This window comes from Pseudolysinimonas kribbensis (assembly GCF_039531715.1).
GTDB classification, from domain to species: Bacteria; Actinomycetota; Actinomycetes; order Actinomycetales; family Microbacteriaceae; genus Pseudolysinimonas; species Pseudolysinimonas kribbensis.
This window is the reverse complement of the sequence record NZ_BAAAQO010000003.1, coordinates 500,367-519,401: the sequence shown is the minus strand read 5'-3', so window position 1 is coordinate 519,401 and position 19,035 is coordinate 500,367. Positions and strand designations below refer to the sequence as shown.

Below are 19,035 nucleotides of genomic sequence, written 5' to 3'. Positions count from 1 at the left end.
GCTGGGGGCGTTTCCGCGCTCACTCGTCCGGGTCGTCGTCGGTGGGCTCGCCGAGCAGGAGCGCGCCGGCTACCTCGTGCATCCGGCCAGCCTCTATCTCGCGCTTTACGGCCATGCGCGCGGCGTCCGTCGTGGGCTTGAGCCCCTCGGCTACGAGTCGACGCTGGAACTCGGTGCGCATCACAGCCCCTCCGGTCGCGAGCAGGTTGCGCAGCGCCATCACGAGTGTGTCGTCGCCCGCACCCTCGACCGGCACGAGCACGGCGGACGGCGCGACCTGCTTGAAGGCGGCGTGGATTGGCTTGGTGGGCGCCCCGCTCTTGTCCTTCTGAGTGAGCAGCTTGCGCCGGTCCTGCCCCTTCGAGTCGAGCCGCCAGCAGAGCACTCGATCTACGCCGGCGAAGAGGGCGGTTGACCCGCGCATGACCTCGGGCTCGCCCTTCCGCGAGTGGTGCAGCACGAGCACCGAACAGCCGTCGGCCGCCTCCTTGATCCGCCCGAGGGCCGCGACGTACGCGCCCATCTCGGCCGACGAGTTCTCGTCCGCGCCGTTGATAGATCGGCTAAGCGTGTCGATGACGACCAGATCGAAGCCCTCGACGGCGACGTACTCGGCGAGCGCGAGCGCGCTGGCCTCGTGCAGCAGATTGACCACCCGCGGATATGCGACGAAGCCGGCCGGCGTGGTCGGAAGGCCTCGATGGCTCGCCCATGCGACCTCCCGCTTGTGCAGGGTCGCCGCGCCCTCCATGGCCACGTAGAGCACCCGGCCGGGCGGGACCTCGCGGCCGAGCCAGGGAGCCCCGTGGGCGATCGAGAGCCCCCAGTCGAGCGCGAGGAACGACTTGCCGGTGTACGAGTCGCCGAAGAGGATCGCCAGCTCGCCGCGCCCGAGCACTCCGGCCACCAGCTCGCTCGTCTCGGTGCCTGCGACGAGGGCTTCGAGCGTGCCCACCGCGGAAGGGTCGAAGAGCCCGAAGCCTCCCTGGGCCTCAAGGAGGGCGCGGGCTCCGTCCATGCGTGCGCGCTGCCGACCGGCCTCGATCGTCGCTTGTGCGCTCTGGTATTCGGCGTCGCCGAACGCGTCGGCCAGTTCGACGGCGCGGGCGATGATGTCGGCCCGGCTGCCGCGCTCCGCGTCCGCAACCTCGGCGCGCGTCATCAGTTCTGCGTACGCCGCCGCCGCCTCGTGGGCTGCCTTGAGTTCGGCGTCGGCCTGGTCGTGGGCGGCCTCGGCGGCCGGCCGCGCCGACGGGTTGGCGTCCCAGAGAGCCAGGCGTGCGGCCAGCTCGTCGTGCTCCGCCTTCGCTACTCGCCGGTCGATCGAGCCGACCGCGAGGCGCGCGTCGATGCCCTCGTGAGCGCGCTGCCGGGCGGCGGCCCGAATCTCCCCAGCGCGGCCAAGGAGGCGGGCTGCAGCCTGATCGTCAGAGGCCATGTGTCCGCGCGCCTCCATCCGCGTGGCGACCGCTTCGGCCCGCTCGATGTCGGTGCGCGGTCCGAGCGCCGCGAGACGGCGGAGGATAGACGCCTCTTCGGCGGACGTCGGGCCTTCCGAGTCGCACTCCCACTCGGAGCCGGCAGGCAGCATGTCGGCCATGAGGTCGGCGATAGCGGACGCCACGAGCGCCTCGGCCTCAGCCTGATCCGCCATGCTCCGACTGTCGGCGCGAGGGCCGTCGAGCACGATGTCTTCCGGGTCGAGGTCAGATTCGGTGGTCGGGTTCACGGCGGGGGTCCTAACGGGAAGAGACCAGCACCCGGCGCGAGTGCTCCACTACTCGCAGGGGTGCTGGTCCCGGCTTCTGGACGGCCCTCGAAGGTGGAGCTTCGGACCGTGATTCCACGCTGACAGGTCGGCGGTCTATTCGCAAGAAATCGCCTTCTGACCGGGCATTCTCTGCATGTTGCTATATGCAGATAATACGAAACTGGCGGTTTCTGGCGTTCCGAGGCCAAAACCGAACAGACCGAACATGGGCTGTTGTTCGCCCTGTTCGCCGCTCGTCGGGCCGTTCGGTCAAAACCCCCGTGATCACGGGCATTTTCAGGGGTGAACACGGCTCCGCCGCACCGAACAACAGACCCCCTCTCTTAAAGAGGGGGGCATGTTCGTTTCGGCTGTTCGGGGCAGATCCATAATTTGAGGCATGGTTGACGGCCGCAGAGAGGTGCTTCTCGACACCGACGGTGCCTACCGCACCCTCTGGAACATCCCGGGGAAGAACGACCACGGCTGGGACACTCAGCGCATCGGCGATTGCGTCATCCTGCTCAAGCCCGACCTGCGCAACGGCTACTACCGACGTGCGGTTCAGGGCTGGGTCAACGGCTACTGCGTCGGATTCCTCGGCAACACTGAGGCCGCCTACTACCAACCCGAGATTCTTCGCCTCGCGTACGCCGGTATCGACCTCGTGTGCAAGGGCAGGTTGCTCAGTCATAGCGGCGATCGGCGAGCCCTCTATGAGCACCTCACCAAAGCCCAGCTTGAGCGCTGGGTAGACCGGCAGCTCCATCGAGTCGCCGACAAATAGGGCCACCGGGGCCTTCTTGAAGCTGGACGTTTCCTGGGTGTAACCTGAGAGCAACCTCAATCGAGGCCAGCGCTCCTCTCCTGGCGCGGCGGCCCCGGCGCAGTTGCTGACACTCTCGCGCCGGGGGCCGTCTCTCTCGCTCGAAAGGCGCCCCTCGTGCTCTCCGAAGCTCTCGCCCGCGTGGTCGAGCTGCAGGCCGCGCTCGCGCGTATCGACGCCGCGCTCGACGACGCCGGCATGGTCTGGCTGGCCACCTCCGTCCCCGGGGACTCCCTCGACGTCGCCTACACCTCGGGCCGCGAGCGGCTCGAAGCCATGCGGGCCGCGCTGCAGGGCGAGCTTGCGCTCGTGCGCATGGGGGCGCCTCTGTGAAGGCTCGAAAGTGCGCGAGCTGTGGCGCCTCAATCGCGCACCGGGTCGCTAGCGCTCAATACTGCGAGGCGTGCGCCGAGAGGCGGAATCATGCGAGCCAGGCGGCGACCGAGAGACGCAAGGGGCTCGGCGTGTTCCGTGCTGGCCCCGTGGTATTCGACTGGGACGGCCTCGTGTCCGTTGCTCGATGCGAGTCGTGCTTTGACTGGGTTCGCTTCAAGATCGGCGGCCCGAACGGCGCGGCGGCAGTGGCGCATGCGCGTATTGCGCACGGCTTCACCGGCCACGCGATGCCGCTGGCAGAGCGCAGCGCGCACAACGCGTGCACAGCGTGCGGCCTGCGCCCGCGCCGCGGCCGACGAGACGGGCTGTGCTCCGTCTGCCACCTCGTTCAGGTTCGAGAGCGTGCGGCGCGCGTGCGGGCCGAGAGGGCTGCAGCATGAGCGGCGACCGCCCGCGCCTCTGGATCGAAGAGGCTAGCCCGGCCTTCGGCTGGGCGCTCGTCGTCTGCGAACACTGCGACCGTAGATGGTTCCCGGTGATGGAGCCGCGCGCGTTCGCCGAGCGACACGCGTGGGAGCACACCAACGCCGCGGGGCTGCCCGTGCGCGTCTGGGACGAGGCGGAGCTGGTCTGTGCCGAGCCGGGCTGCCGGCGTCGAGCCGTGTATGCGGACGCGCTCTGTCGGGCGTGTCACGTCCGCGTGAGGCGGGCAGCGGCATGAGCAAGGGGTCGAGTCGAGGGAGCGGATGGGAGCGGCTACGGCTCGCGTGTCTCGAGCGCGACGGCTGGGTGTGCACCTACTGCGGCAAGGCGCTCGAAGGAGACGACGCCACCGCTGATCACGTCACCCCGAGGGAGGCGGGTGGCAGGGACGAGATGACGAACCTCGTAGCGGCATGCCGCACTTGCAACGGCCGTAAGAGCGACCGCGAACTGATGCGCGTCGACTGGTTCAACACGCGATGGCTGGCAGCGAGAGCATGACGTTCCTTCACGCTCTCCGAGCTCACCCCCGCCCCCAACTCTCTTTTGCACGCAAAGCCCTCAACACTTCAACAGAACGGATCGAAACCGTGACGAACTCCCCCGACGCCACCATGGTCGACGCCACCGAGGCCATGATCGAGGCTGCCGACTCATGGCTCACCCCACTGGACGCTCCGGCCGTCGCTCAGCTCCGCATCCTCGCCCGCCAGCTCGACACCGAGGCCACGGCGGCGCTCGCTACGAGCTACGGCACGGCCTACCGGGCCCTGATCCGCCGCGCTCCCTTGCCTGCCGGAGGCGACGAGTTGGAAGCCCTCCTGCGGGAGGCGACGGATTGAATCCCTTATCCGCGATCGATCGTGGACGCCGTTGCCTCGCCTCTCAAGTACTTGAAGATGTGATCGGCTACGTCGTTGGCTACGGCGAGTTTGGACGAGGCGTCGTTCCCCTCTCGCAAGCGCTGCACGGAGAAGCGTACGTACTCGGCGACAAGAGCCTCCCCGGACCGAAGCTTCGATATCAGGCGGCTGGCGGCCCGGTTCAAGTCCACCGTCTCGCGCCAACGGTCTGCCGACGAGTAGTTCGCCAGCGTATCGACGAACGCAATCGCAGCGTCATAGCGCTCGGCTTCAACCTGCCGCAGGCGCTTCTTTTCGCGCTCGTGCCGCTGCGCACGCGACTGCAGCAGGTTCGGGAGTGCCCCAACGAATGCGCCGACCACCGCCGAGCCGGCGCTGACTACCGCAATCCAGAACGGGTTCATGCTCGAACCGTAGTGGGGCGGATCGGTCGATGACAGGCCCCGTCGCCGCGTGGCCTCCCTCACGATTTACTCGCTCCCTCGCCGCCTCCTTCCCCTCGCTCTACGACCGCTACGCGCGCGTCGTCGCGGTGGTCTGGCGGGTGGCGTTCGGGTACGAGCCCGAGGGGTGGCAGACCGCGCTACTCCGCGCCCTCCTTGAGCAGTTCCCCGCGGGCCATCCGCGCGCCGGCCAACTCCGCTACCGACAGGTGCTCGTCAGCCTCGGCCGCCAGAACGGCAAGACCGAGGTCGCGGCCATCCTCGGCCTCATCGGCCTGCTCCGCTCGGTAGATGCCGTAGTGGTCGGGATCGCGTCGACCGTCGAGCAGGCCAACCTCATCTATAAGCGCACCCTCGAGGCGATCACCCGCAACGGCTCCCTTGCCACGCGGTTCCGAGTGTCCGGCACGCGCGGCATCCGATCGAACGCGGGCAGCGGCGAGTACCGCCTCAAGCCGAGCAAGTCGGCAGCGCTGCAAGGCATCCCGCTCGACCTGGGGCTCGTGGATGAGCTGCATCTGCTCCGCGCCGAGGTCTGGGCCGACCTTGTGAACGGAACCGGCGCGCGCCCTAACGCGCTCGTCGTCGGCGTGACGACTGCGGGCGACGCTAGCTCCACGATGCTCCTTCGCCTCTACAAGCTCGCCGCCGAGGCCATCGCGGCCGACCCGAACGGCAACCGCTTCGGTGCGTTCGTCTGGGAGGCGCCGAACGACGCGATCCCCGAGGGCGACGCCGAGTTCCTGACCTGGCTCAAGCACGCCAATCCATCGCTCGCGTCCGGGCGACGTGACGCCGAGGTTGCCATCGCCGACGCCCGCTCCCTGCCGCCCGCCGACGTCCTCCGCTACCTCGGCAACAGGTTCCTGTCGGGCGTCGCGTCACCCTTCATCGAGCCGACCAAATGGGCCGCGCAGACCCGCCCAGCGGGAGCCGATTGGCCGCAGGGTGTACGACCCGTGTTCACCTTCGAGCGCACCCCAGACTGGGCGTTCGGTTCCATCGTCGCAACCGGCAAGGACGACGCGGGCCGCATCCACTCCGAGCTGGTCGCCTCCCTCGTCGCGCCGACGCTTGAACGGTTTGTCGCGGCGGCGGTTGCGCTGAACCGTCACACCCCGCAGGCGTTCGCCATGGACCGCTATGCGCTCGGCGACCTTGCAACCGAGCTCAAGCGGCGCGGCATGCCGGTGCGCATCGGGACTCATGCCGACGCCATCAACGCCGCGAGCATGCTCTACGCGAAGATCGCGCGCCGCGAGTTCGAGCACGCGGGCGACGCGCTCCTTACTCAGCAGATCCCGCACGCGATCCGCAAGAACATCGGCGACAGCTATCGGATCGCCCGCGCGGGCAGCGCCGTCGCAATCGATGCCGTGCTCGCCACCGCGCTCGGTGTGCTGGTCGCCGAGACGACCGCCGACGCCGGATTGCAGGTCTTCTAAGGCGAGCATCTGTGTGAACTCTGGATGTTCACTCAACGTGCGTTGAATGGTTCCTATGGGACTTCGGAGCTGGCTCGGGCTGGCCGCTCCGCAGTCCCGTACCGGGTCAGACACTGGCGGCGGCGTGCTCCCTCCGAGCCGCGCCGCCGCTAGTGCGACCGTCACCTCGGGCCAGGCGCTCGGGCTGTCCACCGTCTACCGGGCCGTCTCCATCCGCACCACCGCGGCCCGCCAGCTCTCCATTGACGTGCATCGCGGCGGCACGATCATCGACTCCCCCGCGATCATCCGTCGGCCCGACGTCGACTCGTCGTTGCCGGTCTTCATCGAGCGGACCGTCGTCAGCCTGAACTTGACCGGCAATGCGTTCTGGCGCATTCGTCGGAACTCGATCGGCCAGGTCGTGACCCTCGAGGCGCTGAATCCGCACGACGTGCAGATTGACGTGACCGCCTCCGGCCGCGTCACGGGCTACGGGTATCAGGGCCAGGCGCTCGGCGTCGAGGACGTCAAGCACCTCGCCCGCCTCCGCGTGCCCGGCACGCCCTACGGCCTCGGGCCGATCCAGGCCGCGCAGGCCGAGCTACGCGGCGCGATCGACCTCCGCGACTACGCGGCCAACTGGATCGCCAGCGGCGACGTACCGAGCGGCATCCTCCGGTCCGATCAGCAGCTCACGCCCGAGCAAGCCACCGACGTCCGCACCCGCTGGGAGACGACTCGCGGCGGCAAGCGCGGCGTCGCAGTGCTCGGCAGCGGGATGAGCTACACCCCGATCTTCCTCAGCCCCGCCGACGCCCAGTTCATCGAGTCTCAGAACTTCACGACGACGCAGATCGCCCGCCTCTTCGGCGTGCCCGCCTCCCTCATGCTCGCCAGCACGGAGGGCGCGCCGACCACCTACCAGAACGTCGCGCAGGACTGGCTCGGCTTCGTCCGCTTCGGCCTCATGGAGGACCTCAGCGAGATTGAGGACGCGCTCACCGACCTCCTGCCGCGCGGCCAGTTCGCCCGCTTCAACCTCGAGGTGCTGCTCCGCTCCGACACCACCACCCGCTACGCCACCTACAAGGTCGCGCTCGAGGCGGGCTTCATGACGGTCGCCGAGGTCCGCGCCATCGAGAACCTGCCGCCCCTCGCGGGCGCTCCCACCGCCGATCCTCAAGGAGCCGCCGCCGCATGACCGCGCCCGACCTCACCAAACCGCAGCAGCGCTCCTTCGAGGCGCGCGCCGCACTCAGCGACGCCACTGACGGCGAGCGGATAGTCGCCGGCATCGCGGTGCCTTTCGGCGACCCGATCCTCGTGCAGTCGTGGGGCGACGCATGGCGCGAGCAGTTCACCAAGGCAACCGTCTTCGACGGCGCCGAGCGGGCATTGCTCGCATGGCGTCACGGCGATGTGATCGGCAAGCTCACGACCGCCGAGAGCGAGGACGACGGCCTCCGCATCGAGGCGCGCATCTCCCAGACCGCGCTCGGCGACGAGGCGTACACGCTCGCCCGTGACGGCGTGATCGACCGCTTCTCGATCGGCTTCGTTCCCGTCGAGTACAGCACCGAGGCGCAAGCCGACGGGACTGACCTCGTGACGTACACGCGGGTCCAGCTCCTCGAGGTGAGCCTCGTCCCCTGGCCCGCCTACGACGCCGCCGAGGTGTCCGAGGTCCGCAGCAGCAACCCCACCGCAACTCCCCCGCTCGAAAGGAGCACCCCCGCAGTGACTGACGCCATCGTCACCCCCGCCGACCTCGCCGAGGTCCGCACGTCGATCGAGGACCTGACTCGTTCCGTCGCCACCCTCTCCGTCCGCGATCGTGAGCCCGCGGCTCCCGACACCCGCTCGGCGGGCGAGGTGCTCCGCGCGATCGTCTCGGGCGACGAGGCGACCGTGCGCGCCTACAACGCGCTCTATGAGCGTCGGGACTACGCGGGCGGCACGACCGCGGACGCCGTGGTCAAGCCGGGATGGGTCGGCGACCTGACGCGCATCTTCGACGCCAGCTCGGGCGTCCTCGCGGCCTCCTTCTCGACCGGCACGCTCCCCGCGACCGGCAACTCGATCGAGTTCGCCGAGCTGTCCACGAACACGCTCTCGGTCGCCGAGCAGGCCGCCGAGGGCGACGACATCGCCGCGGGCAAGGTCACGATCGATACGCGCACCGCGCCGGTGAAGACCTACGCCGGATCGACCACGCTGACCCGTCAGGAGGTCGAGCGCTCGACGGTCGGCGTGCTCGACACGTCGCTCAACGGCCTCGCCATCGCGGCCGGCGCGCGCCGCAAGGCGTACCTGCGTGCAGCGTTCGCGGCGCTGGTGACCGCCAATGCGGCCATCGCTGACAACGGCGGCGTGGTCGTGCTGGGCGCGACCCTGGCGGCCGCGACCGCGGACAACTGGGAGAGCGCTCTCATCGACGCTGCGATCAAGTTCGAGGCGCTCAACCTCCCGGTCGAGCGGATGATCGTCTCGGGCTCGGTGTTCAAGAAGCTCCGCGGCCTCACCGTCGCGGGCGAGCGCGTGTTCCAGACCGCCAAGGACAACGCGAGCGGCACCCTCGACCTCCCGGGCCTCTCGGGAGACTTCGCGGGGCTGCCGGTGCTGCTGGACTCGGGCCAGTCGGGCGATAGCGCCGTGTTCACCAACTCGCTCGCCATCCGGCAGTACAACTCGCCGCTCGTGTCGCTCTCGGACGAGGCGATTTCGAACCTCTCCAAGAGCTTCGCGGTCTACGCGTACGGCGCTACCGCGGCCGAGATTCCCGCGGCCGTCGTGCCGGTCAAGCTCGCCGCGAACTGACGATGACCGCCGAAGACCTCTCGCAGTACGTGGGCGCGAACGCGGACGACGCCGCGTTCGTCGCCTCGTGCTGGGCGCGAGCTGACGCGCTGGTGACGGCGTACGTCGGCTCCGCCGAGGTCCCCTCGGCGATCCTCGACGGCGCGACGCTCGACGTGGGCGCTGAGCTGTACCACCGGCGAAACGCGCCGAGCGGCATCACTCAGTTCGCCACGGCCGGCGATGCATCGCCGATCAGGCTGGCGCGGGATCCGATGACCTCGGCCTACCCCGTGCTGGCCCGCTGGGTCGGGGTGGGGGTGGCGTGATGGGTGCTATCGCCACCTCCCGCGCCGAGCTGGTCGCCGCGCTCGCCCCGGTCGGAGTGACCGTAACCGACCACGTACCCGAGCAGCTCAACCCGCCCGCCCTCATGGTCGTGCACGGGTCCCCACTGATCGAGGTCGGCGACACCTTCGGCCTCCACCTCCTTCGGCTTGAGGTCTGGATCGTCTCCAAGCTCGGCGCGAACGCGCGCATGACCGACGACCTCGACGCCCTCATCGAGGCGACCATCGCAGCGACCGTCGTCGACGGCTGGTCCGTCGAGAACGTCGCACAGCCGTTCTCATACACAGTCGGCGCTCGCACCTTCCTGGCCTCGACGGTCACCCTCACCACCGACATCTCACTCACCTAAGGAGCAACACAGACATGGGCAGTACACGCATCAAGGGCACCAAGCTCAAGCTGACCATCGGGACCCCCGGCGTCGACTACTGGGGCGACCTGTCGAGCTGGAAGATCAGCAACGATGACGCCGACAAGGACGTCACCACCTTTGAGGACGCCGCCGCCGGCGGGTCCAAGCAGTTCAAGCTGACCGGCACGGCGATCCAGTCGACCGCCTCCGGCTCCTTCTGGCGCTACGTCTGGGAGAACACCGGCGTCGACGCGGCGTTCACCATTGCCCCGCACGGCAACGAGACCGCGACCGCGGATCAGCCGCACGTCATCGGCACGCTCACCATCGGCGCGAAGCCCGACCTCGGTGGCGACGCCGGCAATGGCGCGTACACCTTCGACTTCGAGTTCCTGGTCGTCGGCACGCCGACGCTCGACTCGGGATCCGAAGAGTGAGCGCGGCCTCGGCTCTCGGGCCGAGGTCTCACCCCGTCCTCACCTTGACCGTGGACGGAGGCGAGGCCTCGAGCTGGATGGGCGAACTCACCTCCGCCGTGGTCGAGCCCGACAAGGGTGGCACGCTCATCACGAGCGCCTACGACGGCGACGACGCTGAGCCGTGGTTCCTCAAGGGCTCGGCCGTGCAGTCGTCGGCCTCGGACTCGCTGTGGCGGTTCACCTGGAACCACACCGGCGAGGTCGTCGGCTTCACGCTCGCGCCGAACGGCAACGCCGACGCGACTGCGGACGAGCCGATCCTCCGCGGCTCCCTCACGGTCGGCCCGCGCCCCGCGCTCGGTGGCGCGGCCAGCGACAAGACGTTCGTCTTTGATTTCGACTGGCAGCTAACCGGCCCACCGCTCCTTGACGACGGGAGCGACTCGTGACGGACTCCGTGACCTACGTCTCGGGCGGCGTTCGCGTCCGCGTCGAGGGGCTGCGCACGACCGTCTCCCGCCTCAACAAGGCCGGCGCGGATGCAGACGACATGAAAGACCTCATGCACGGCATCGGCGAGCTCGTCGTGCACGCCGCGCACGTCCCCGACCGCAGCGGCGCCCTCGCTGGCACCGTCCGCGCCGGACGAGGCAAGACCAAAGCTGTCGTCCGGGCGGGCGGCGCGAAAGCTCCCTACGCCGGCGTCATCCACTACGGCTGGCCGGCCCGCAACATCGCGCCGCACCCGTTCCTGACCGATGCGCTCTCCCGCGAACACGAGCAGATCTTCGACGCGCTGGAACGCGGTATCGACGCGCTGCTCGCCAAGAACTCCCTCAGCTGACCGCACCCCCCCTCAACAAAGGAGCACCCCCCGCATGACCGCACTCAACATCAACTCCCTCACCCTCGGCGAGGTCGCAAAGGTCGAAGAGCTCTCCGGCCAGGCCTTCGGCGCGATCGCCCAGGAGGACAAGCCCAAGGGCCTCGCCCTCGCCGCGCTCGCCTTCGTCGCCAAGCGCCGCTCGGACCCCAAGTACTCGTGGAATGACGCGCAGGGCCTCACCTTCGCTGAGTTCGGCGAGCTGATCACGCTGGGCGACGACGAGAACGAAGAGGGCGACCTGCTCGCCGCTGTGACCGGGGAGCCGGCCCCAAAAGCCCGGCGCGCCAGCGCGCAGAAGATCTAGCCGGGTTCGTCGTTCATCTCGGGATGGCGCCCAGTGACTACTGGCGCCTGACCGTGATGGAACGCGACGCGATCCTCGAAGCCCACAACCGCAAGAACAGGAGCTAGCTCGTGGCCAAGAACACCGTCATTGTCTCGGTGCTCGCCGACGCCAAGAACTTCTCCAAGGGCTTCGATGACGCGGCCAAGTCCGCGGGCGGCCTCGGCGGCATCGTCAAGGGCGTCGGCGTGGCGGCCGGCGCCGCCCTCGTCGCGGCGGCCGCGGGCGCAACGGCCGTCATCGCCTCCGCGATCAAGGCCGCGGGCGAGTCCGAGAAGGTCGCCGCTCAGACGGCCGCCGTCGTCAAGTCGACGGGCGCGGCAGCGGGGCAGTCGGTCGAGCAGATCGGCGCCCTCGCCACCAAGCTCTCCCGGCTCTCTGGCGTGGACGACGAGGTGGTGCAGTCCGGAGAGAACATCCTCTTGACGTTCACCAACATCAAGGGCACGACCTTCGACGCGGCCACCAAGAGCGCGCTCGACATGTCGGTTGCCATGGGCACCGACCTCAACTCGGCGGCCCTGCAAGTTGGCAAGGCGCTCAACGATCCGGTCGCGGGCATGTCGAAGCTGTCCAAGGTCGGCGTGACCTTCACTCAGGCGCAGAAGGATGCGGCGGCCTCGATGGTCGCCACAGGCGACGTGGCGGGCGCCCAGGCGATCATCCTCGGCGAGCTGACCAAGGAGTTCGGAGGCTCGGCCGAGGCCTTCGGCAACACCTTCGAGGGCTCGCTCGGCAAGGCCAGGACCTCCCTCGGGAACCTCCAAGAGGCCCTAGGCGCGGCGTTCCTCCCCATCGCCACGACGGTGCTGAGCAAGGTGGCCGGGCTTCTGGATCGCGTGGGGGATTCGCCCGCCTTCGCGGCGGCGCTCACAGCGGTCACCGGCTTCATCTCGGGTCTGCTCTCCGGCGACTCGGCGATCGGCGGATTCATCGCCAAGGCCGTCGACCTGGCGTCCAACCTCTCGCCCGTCGGCCTCGTGCTCAAGGCGCTCGCCCCGATCCTGCCCGGCCTTGCCGGCGCGTTCGGTCAGCTGGCCAGCACTCTCGGCGGGGCGCTCGCACAGGTGCTGCCAACGATCACCAACCTGTCCCAGACCCTCGTCTCCGTGCTCTCCGGGGTCTTCGCTTCGGTGCTGCCGGTCATCGTCGGCTTGATCGGCCAGCTCGCGGGAGTGTTCACCGCACTCATGCCCGCGATCCTGCCCATCGTGCAGACGCTCGGCGGGATACTCACGGCGGTCATCAAGGCACTCGGCCCGATCATCACCACCATCGCCACGACGCTCGGCGGCGTGCTCGGCTCGGTGCTCAAGGCCATCACGCCCGTGCTCGTTCTCGTGGCGCAGGTGTTCGGTCAGATCCTCAAGGCGCTCGCCCCGGTCATCCCGCCGATCCTCTCGCTCATCCAGGCCGTGCTCGCTCTCGTCGCGCCGATCTTGACGCTGATCGGCTCGGCGCTCGGGCCGGTCATCGAACTACTCGTCACGTTGCTCAAGCCGATCCTCAGCCTGATCGCGCCCCTCGTGAAGCTCCTTGCGCCCGCGATTCAGTTCGTCGCCGACGCGCTCTCGGTCGTCATCGACTGGATCGCCAAGGGAATCACGTGGTTCGTGGCGCTCGTCACGGGCTCCAAGACCGCTTCGGCGCAGTTCACGGCCGCATTCAACGGCGTCGGCAAGTTCTTCGGCGACCTGTGGAACGGCGTCATCAGCTTCTTCGCCAACGGGATCGCCAACATCGTCGGCTTCTTCACGGGACTGCCCGGCAAGATCGGCAGTGCCATCAGCGGGCTCGCGGGGATGCTCGGCAGCGTCGGCCGCAACATGATCCAGGGCTTGATCAATGGCGCGAGTTCGATGCTCGGCTCCCTCAGCTCCTTCGTCTCGGGCCTCGTCTCGAAGTACATCGTCAATCCCGTCAAGAGCCTGCTCGGTATCCACTCCCCCTCGACCGTGTTCCGCGACATCGGCGGCTACACGCTGCAGGGGCTGCAGATCGGCCTGAGCGACACGGAGGGCGTCCGCGGCGCCATCGACTCCCTCGGGCGCGAACTCGCCGACACTACGCTTCCCGCTCCGCGCGTCAGCTCGGCGACGGTCCGCCCCTCGCAGCAGGCCGCCTCGGATGCGTCGAGTGCCGCAATCGTCTCGCAGATGACGGCCGCCGACCGTGCGTTCTTCCGCGAGCTGTTCGCGGAGTTTGCGGGCTCGCTCGCGGTCACTGATGGCGTAATCGCGTCGGCCGCCAGCGCGGCGCAGGCACGACTCGTGAAAGCGGGCGCGCGCTAGATCCGGCACACGTGAAATGATCATCTCGTGTCGCTGCCCAACGACGCTCTACGGGCTGTCACCCGGAAGAGAACTGAAAACCCGAAGACTGTGCTCGCGTTCTACGCAACAGTGCTCGGGATTCTGCTCGCGGCCGGAGTAGCGGCGGCGAGCGTCATGCTGGCGACGGGCGAAGGCGTAGTTTATGTGCCCTGGATCCTCGGGTTCTGCGGCGTGGTGTTTCTTCTGATCGTCGGTGGGGTCTTCTGGGTCGGTAAAACGGACCCTTCCAAGCTAATGCTGGGTCAGGTGACGGGTGAGGAGTACGCGGAAATCCAGAGGGTGCAGCTGGGCGACAGTTCAACTGGGGAACGGATAGCTCCATTGTTGGTTGCAGATCCCATAACCATCGAAGTCCTATCGGAGGATGCGGTCGGCGGCGAAGCGGGTGAACATTGAGCGACCCTCAGGTTTACATGATCGTTGTCGAGGGCATCGATAACACACAGCGGGCCTTGATGCACAACTGGATCAAGGCGAATGCCGAGGCTTGGTGGCACCAGCTCGCAGATGTTTGGGTAGTGATCGGGCACGATGCGGGCTATTGGAGAGATGGGCTGACGAGCTTTGCATTGCCGGTGAAGACCAAGTTGCTCGTGATAGCCGTCAAGGAAACTCCCGGGGGTCGATGGGCCTCTAAGTGGGTGGAAGGGACAGAATGGTTCGGAGCGAACCTCCCCCGCGCAAAGAGGGCGCTCGACAAGAGCTGATCCGCTGCTACTCGCCGGGACGCCGGATTTCGCCGCAGCCCTCGCAGCGCCACGACCAAGCCCCATCGTCCAGCTCCATCTGCTCTAAAACGGTCCTGCACGTGGGCATTCACCATCGTGGCCGCCCGCTGCACTGCCGGCCCGAAGTGGCCGTCATCCCAAAGAGCGGAAGCCGCCGACCAGACGATCGGATGCAACAGATCAGCCGAGATTGATGGCGCTGAGGTACCGAGTCGGCTCCGGGTTTCCGCGTCCGTCTGCAGGCGTCCTAGGGCGTACTTCGCTTGCTTGATGCCCGGATCAAGGAGGTAGTACGTCCCATGCAGGCCGACCAGCTGCGGGAGAGTCTTCATCCCCATGACCCTTGCCACCACCCGGCTTGCTTGGTCTTCTGCGGCAAGGACCTTGTCCATAGCGGGAATGGCACTGGTGAGCTGAGTATCGTGTGAGCCCAGTCTTCGCGCGTCCTCCGCGAGCTTGATCCATGCTGCAAGCGTCTGCATCGCCCATTCGGTGTCCACTGCACAAAATTAGCCGTCGGGAGCCGGCGCGAAGCGCCGTGATCTATTGCGAATTCAGGCAGCCCGGAGTTCAACGCGATCAGCAGATCGAGCGCCTCCGCCTCGCGCACCTCGCCGACGATGAGCCGGTCGGGCCGCATCCGGAGCGCCTCCTTGATGAGCCGTCGCAGGCTCACCTCTCCCGTGCCCTCGAGCGAGGCCTGCCGGCATTGCAGCGCGACCCAGTCGGGCGCCGCGAGGGAGAGCTCGAACGTCTCCTCCACCGTGACGATGCGCTCCTCCGGTCGCGCCGAGGCGAGCAGCGCACCGATCAGGGTCGTCTTGCCGCTCTGGGTGGCGCCCGAGACGAGGATGTTCTGCCCGGTCCGCACGCACAGGTGGAGGAACTCCGCGGCCCGCGGAGTGAGCGAGCCGAGCCGGACCAGCTCGCGCAGGTCGCGCATCCCGCGCCGGAAGCGCCGGATGTTGACCGCCCAGTGCCGCCGCGTGATGTCGGGGATCGCGACGTGCAGGCGCGACCCGTCGGGCAGCGACGCGTCGACGAACGGCGTGCTCAGATCGACCCGCCGGCCGGTGGATTGCAGCATCCGCTCGACGAGGTCGCGCACCTGCACCTCGGTGAGGGTGAGCGGCACCCGCTCGGAGACGCCGTCGCGAGCGACGAAGATGCGGTCGGGTGTGTTGATCCACAGCTCCTCGACCTCGGGATCGTCGAGATACGGTGCGAGCTCGCCGAACCCGACCAGCCGCGCGAGCACCGCCCCCGTGACCCGGCTCTCGTCGTCGAGCATCGGCGCGGACCCGCCGAGCGCCTGCTCGCTGTAGCGACGCACCTCGTCGCGCACCACGTCATCCGCCCGCGCCCCCGCCGCCCCGAGGTCGAGCCCGTCACGGCGGACGCGCTCGCGCACCCGCCGCGTGATGAGGCCGACCGCGTCCGTCACCGCGCCAGTCTGCGCAGCCCGATGCCGTCGTGTCGCCGATTGTCCACAGCGCCCTCGGCCTGCGAGGATCGGAGGGAGCTGAAGGAGGACCCATGCTGGTCGTCGTAGGAGTCATCATCATCGCCACGGCGATCGTCGGCGGGGTGCTCCTGGTGGGAGCCTTCGTCGCCATGGTCCGCGGGCGCTGATCGGGCGCCGATCTGATCTAGTCGCGCGCGGGAGCCCGCGGGTCGAAGGAACAGGCCGCGGTCGCCGTCGCCACATCGTCGGCTGCGCCGCGGAAGCCGTCCTGGAACGGCAGGAGTCCCGCCGCGTCGGCGCGGCGGAGATAGCGCGCCGGCGAGGGCACCGGCCCCGGATCGACGCCGTGCGCCCGCAGACACGGCCAATAGGTCGTCACCTGGTACTCGAACAGCCGCAGCAGCGCGCTTCTCCCTGCCGCCGAATCGGCGTCGACGAACGCCGCCGGCAGCAGGCACATGTCGAAGGCGCCGAGCACGCGGTCGCGATCGAGCGGGGTGGCATCCGGCCGTCCGGGAGCCCGTGTGTCGACACGCGCGCCGCTCGCCGCCGGCACGATCTCGACATCGCCCAGCAGCTCACCGTGATAGTCCTGCGCCCCGGCGCGCAGGTTGCCGAACGCGAACGCGCCGCTGGCCTGAAGGCAGCGGTAGAGCACCGCCGGCTCGGTCGGCAGGGGCGGCGACGCCGACGACGGCGCCGGTGCCGGATGCGACGCGAGGACGATCGCCGCGCCCGACGCGACGATCGATGCGACCACGAGGCCCCAGACGCGGCGCGCACGCATCACGGCCTCGACGCGTCCGGGTCCACGGCCTCCAGCGGGCACTGCGCCGCGACGCGGAGGATCTCGGGCAGCGGCCGATCGCCCTCCATCGCGGCGGCCGCGAGCGCGTCGACGGGTACGGTTCCCCCGGCCGCGGCGGGCGGGGGGACCTCGCCCGGGTCGATGCGATGCGCGCGCAGGCACGGCCACAGCACAGCGACGTCGTACTGATACTGCCGCATGACGTCGGCCGGGAAGCGGATCGCCGCCGAATCCGTCGCGAACCGATAGGGCCCCAGGCACCGGTCCAGGCGTTCGAGGACCGCCGCGCGCTCGACCGGGGTCGCCTCCGCATGGCCCGCCAGGGGTGCCGCATCCGGCTGCTGCATGCCGACGGTCGGCCGGATGCGGTGGTCGCGCACGCGGACCGAGACCAGCAGGTTGCCATAGGCGGCACCGCCGCTCATGACGAAGCAGTACGAGAAGGCGACACCCTCGAGGTCGGCGGGCAGCGGGGCATCGGCGCGCGCCGGTGCGGCGCGCGGAAGCGCCACGACGACGACCCCGGCGCAGACGATCGCGGCGACGAGCGCGAGCCAGCCGAGTCGGAGCGCCCTTCCCGGTCGTCGCGTCACCCTCTCATCCTGCGCCGTGCGCCGTCGATCGCCCAGAGTGCACCCGCAGCTAGGGTCGGCACATGGACGACGCGCCCATGGAAGACCCTGCTGGGCACGAGCCGGCGCAGGACGAGGGCACCTCGCGTCGCGGGTTCCTGCGTGCCGCCGGCATCGGCGCAGCCGGACTCGGGGTCGGCGCAGCGGCCGGTGCGGCGGGGATGGCCGCGACCCGGAATCCCGCGAACGCACGGTTGCGCGCACCCGTGCCCGCCATCCCGAACCGCGCGGACGGCCCCAGATTCGACCACCTCGTGGTCGTCATGTTCGAGAACCGCTCGTTCGACAACCTGCTCGGCTACCTCTACTCCGACGACACCGTGCCGGTGCCGGCCGGTCAGCGCTTCGAGGGGGTCGCGGGCAAGGCGCTGTCGAACCGCACGGCGGACGGCCTCGAGATCCCGGTGCACGGCTACCTCGGACCCACCGACCAGGTGATGCGCAGCCCCGACCCCGACCCGGGCGAGGAGTACCCGTTCGTCAACACGCAGCTGTTCGGCACGGTCGATCCCCCGGCGAACGCGCACCACCGCATCCCGGAGCTCGAGCCGCCGTTCAACGCCCCGCTCGATCACCGGCCCGCCACGATGAGCGGCTTCTTGCAGGACTACGTCGACAAGTGGCGCGCCGACCATGGCGGGCGTGAGCCCGAGCCCGACCAGGTGCGCCAGGTCATGGGCTCGTTCGCCCCCGAGATGCTGCCGGTGTTCTCCACGCTCGCGCGCGAATTCGCGGTCTACGACCACTGGCACTGCGCCGTGCCGTCGCAGACCTTCCCCAACCGCTCCTTCTTCCACGCGTCGACCTCGCACGGCTTCGTCACGAACGGCTTCAACCCCGGAGCCGGCAAGTGGGTCGACGCGGAGCTCAACCACGGCGACACCGTCTTCAACCGGCTCGAGCAGGCCGGCATCCCGTGGCGGGTGTACTTCGACGAGCGCCAGCTCATCTCGCTGACAGGTCTGCTGCACGCACCGCAGCTGGAGAGGTTCTGGAAGACCAACTTCCGCACGATGGATCGCTTCTACGAGGACGTGCGGGCCGGCACCCTCCCCGCCTACAGCTTCATCGAGCCGCGCCTGCTCTACGACCACAACGACATGCACCCGCCGGTCGGGCCCGAGACACGGGTGGATGTCGACGGCACCCTCATCGAGGGCGGCGGCATCTCCGACGTGCGGGCCGGCGACGCGCTGCTGCACCAGATCTACACGGCGATCCGCGAGAGCTCGTCGGCGACCGGGTCGAACGCGCTGAACACGACGCTGTTCATCACGTTCGACGAGCACGGCGGCACCTACGACCACGTGCCGCCCCCCGCCGCGACACCGCCCGGGGCCCTGCCCGAGAACACCGAGATGGGATTCCGCTTCGACCGGCTCGGCGTGCGGGTGCCGGCGATCGTCGTCTCGGCCTACACGGCGCGTGGGCGCGTCATCAACGAGACCATGCACCACGGGTCGCTGGTGCGCACGCTGTGCGAGCGGTTCCGGATGACGGGGCTCACCGCCCGCGATCGGCACGCGCCGCCGATGACCAACGCGTTCACGCTCGACGCGCCCCGCGATCCGTCGACCTGGCCGACGACGTTTCCGCTGTACACGCCGCCGAACCCGGAGTCGATCGACCCGACCGCGGATGGCGACGACGACCGGCCGCTCGCGCCGCCCGGCATCGGGCTGCTCGCCCTGCTGCTGGCGAAGTACGCGCCGAACGAGCCGATCCCCCGCACCTACCGCGAGGCGTACGCGGCCGTGCACCGGCACGGCGAGGGGCTGTTCGGGCCATAACGGC

The 19,035-nt window shown here is 69.0% G+C and carries 22 protein-coding genes; 17 read left to right on the top strand and 5 right to left on the bottom strand.

Going from position 1 to position 19,035, the window contains the following annotated elements:
• Positions 1-19 precede the first annotated feature (19 nt).
• A complete protein-coding gene (locus ABD285_RS09070; protein ID WP_284252793.1) occupies positions 20-1,729 on the bottom strand; it encodes an AAA family ATPase in 1,710 nt (569 codons plus the stop codon).
• Positions 1,730-2,150: 421 nt separating this feature from the next.
• Between ABD285_RS09070 and ABD285_RS09065 the strand changes: the two genes are divergently transcribed.
• From ABD285_RS09065 to ABD285_RS09050, 4 genes are all read left to right on the top strand, one after another.
• The gene (locus ABD285_RS09065) at positions 2,151-2,537 is read left to right on the top strand and encodes a hypothetical protein (protein WP_284252795.1); all 387 of its coding nucleotides are present in this window, start codon (positions 2,151-2,153) and stop codon (positions 2,535-2,537) included.
• 156 nt (positions 2,538-2,693) lie between these two features.
• Positions 2,694-2,909, top strand: coding sequence for a hypothetical protein (locus ABD285_RS09060; protein ID WP_284252797.1), 216 nt, complete (start codon positions 2,694-2,696; stop codon positions 2,907-2,909).
• A gap of 528 nt (positions 2,910-3,437) precedes the next feature.
• The gene (locus ABD285_RS09055; protein WP_344202078.1) at positions 3,438-3,896 is read left to right on the top strand and encodes an HNH endonuclease; all 459 of its coding nucleotides are present in this window, start codon (positions 3,438-3,440) and stop codon (positions 3,894-3,896) included.
• Positions 3,897-3,985: 89 nt separating this feature from the next.
• The gene (locus ABD285_RS09050; protein ID WP_284252802.1) at positions 3,986-4,237 is read left to right on the top strand and encodes a hypothetical protein; all 252 of its coding nucleotides are present in this window, start codon (positions 3,986-3,988) and stop codon (positions 4,235-4,237) included.
• A 5-nt stretch (positions 4,238-4,242) separates the two neighbouring features.
• On the opposite strand, the gene ABD285_RS09045 is transcribed toward ABD285_RS09050, so the two are convergent.
• A complete protein-coding gene (locus ABD285_RS09045) occupies positions 4,243-4,662 on the bottom strand; it encodes a hypothetical protein (RefSeq protein WP_284252804.1) in 420 nt (139 codons plus the stop codon).
• Between the two features lie 29 nt (positions 4,663-4,691).
• On the opposite strand from ABD285_RS09045, the gene ABD285_RS09040 reads away from it, so the two are divergent.
• The 12 genes from ABD285_RS09040 (at position 4,692) to ABD285_RS08985 (ending at position 14,315) form a co-directional block, all read left to right on the top strand.
• Positions 4,692-6,146 carry a terminase large subunit domain-containing protein gene (locus ABD285_RS09040; RefSeq protein ID WP_284252806.1) on the top strand — a complete coding sequence of 485 codons (1,455 nt, stop codon included), beginning with the start codon at positions 4,692-4,694 and terminating at the stop codon, positions 6,144-6,146.
• 124 nt (positions 6,147-6,270) lie between these two features.
• The gene (locus ABD285_RS09035) at positions 6,271-7,329 is read left to right on the top strand and encodes a phage portal protein (protein ID WP_344202073.1); all 1,059 of its coding nucleotides are present in this window, start codon (positions 6,271-6,273) and stop codon (positions 7,327-7,329) included.
• Entirely contained in the window at positions 7,326-8,945 is a 1,620-nt protein-coding gene (locus ABD285_RS09030) for an HK97 family phage prohead protease (protein ID WP_284252810.1), read from the top strand. The genes ABD285_RS09035 and ABD285_RS09030 overlap by 4 nt, the downstream gene beginning before the upstream one ends.
• 2 nt (positions 8,946-8,947) lie before the next feature.
• Complete coding sequence (locus ABD285_RS09025) at positions 8,948-9,253, top strand: hypothetical protein (RefSeq protein ID WP_284252812.1); 306 nt, start codon at positions 8,948-8,950, stop codon at positions 9,251-9,253.
• Positions 9,253-9,624: a hypothetical protein gene (locus tag ABD285_RS09020; RefSeq protein ID WP_284252814.1), complete on the top strand. Its 372-nt coding sequence runs from the start codon at positions 9,253-9,255 to the stop codon at positions 9,622-9,624. Before ABD285_RS09025 ends, ABD285_RS09020 begins: the two co-directional genes overlap by 1 nt.
• 14 nt (positions 9,625-9,638) lie before the next feature.
• A complete protein-coding gene (locus ABD285_RS09015) occupies positions 9,639-10,064 on the top strand; it encodes a hypothetical protein (RefSeq protein ID WP_284252816.1) in 426 nt (141 codons plus the stop codon).
• Positions 10,065-10,108: 44 nt separating this feature from the next.
• Positions 10,109-10,495: a hypothetical protein gene (locus tag ABD285_RS09010; protein ID WP_284252818.1), complete on the top strand. Its 387-nt coding sequence runs from the start codon at positions 10,109-10,111 to the stop codon at positions 10,493-10,495.
• Complete coding sequence (locus ABD285_RS09005; RefSeq protein WP_284252820.1) at positions 10,492-10,890, top strand: hypothetical protein; 399 nt, start codon at positions 10,492-10,494, stop codon at positions 10,888-10,890. The genes ABD285_RS09010 and ABD285_RS09005 overlap by 4 nt, the downstream gene beginning before the upstream one ends.
• Positions 10,891-10,924: 34 nt before the next feature.
• Entirely contained in the window at positions 10,925-11,236 is a 312-nt protein-coding gene (locus ABD285_RS09000) for a hypothetical protein (RefSeq protein ID WP_344202068.1), read from the top strand.
• Positions 11,237-11,346: 110 nt separating this feature from the next.
• Positions 11,347-13,566 (top strand): phage tail protein, encoded by a 2,220-nt coding sequence (locus tag ABD285_RS08995; protein ID WP_284252824.1) that lies wholly within the window; start codon positions 11,347-11,349, stop codon positions 13,564-13,566.
• 27 nt (positions 13,567-13,593) lie between these two features.
• Complete coding sequence (locus ABD285_RS08990; RefSeq protein ID WP_284252826.1) at positions 13,594-14,004, top strand: hypothetical protein; 411 nt, start codon at positions 13,594-13,596, stop codon at positions 14,002-14,004.
• A gap of 17 nt (positions 14,005-14,021) precedes the next feature.
• Positions 14,022-14,315, top strand: coding sequence for a hypothetical protein (locus ABD285_RS08985; RefSeq protein WP_344202065.1), 294 nt, complete (start codon positions 14,022-14,024; stop codon positions 14,313-14,315).
• A gap of 349 nt (positions 14,316-14,664) precedes the next feature.
• Here ABD285_RS08985 and ABD285_RS08980 read toward each other — a convergent pair whose 3' ends face one another.
• The 3 genes from ABD285_RS08980 to ABD285_RS08970 form a co-directional block, all read right to left on the bottom strand.
• Positions 14,665-15,780, bottom strand: a complete 1,116-nt coding sequence (locus ABD285_RS08980; protein ID WP_284252828.1) for a TadA family conjugal transfer-associated ATPase — start codon at positions 15,778-15,780, stop codon at positions 14,665-14,667.
• Positions 15,781-15,985: 205 nt separating this feature from the next.
• Positions 15,986-16,591, bottom strand: coding sequence for a hypothetical protein (locus ABD285_RS08975; protein WP_284252830.1), 606 nt, complete (start codon positions 16,589-16,591; stop codon positions 15,986-15,988).
• Positions 16,588-17,202 (bottom strand): hypothetical protein, encoded by a 615-nt coding sequence (locus tag ABD285_RS08970; RefSeq protein WP_344202062.1) that lies wholly within the window; start codon positions 17,200-17,202, stop codon positions 16,588-16,590. The genes ABD285_RS08975 and ABD285_RS08970 overlap by 4 nt, the downstream gene beginning before the upstream one ends.
• Positions 17,203-17,264: 62 nt before the next feature.
• Here ABD285_RS08970 and ABD285_RS08965 point away from each other — a divergent pair, with 62 nt between their 5' ends.
• Complete coding sequence (locus ABD285_RS08965) at positions 17,265-19,031, top strand: alkaline phosphatase family protein (protein ID WP_344202059.1); 1,767 nt, start codon at positions 17,265-17,267, stop codon at positions 19,029-19,031.
• The last annotated feature ends 4 nt before the right edge of the window (positions 19,032-19,035 follow it).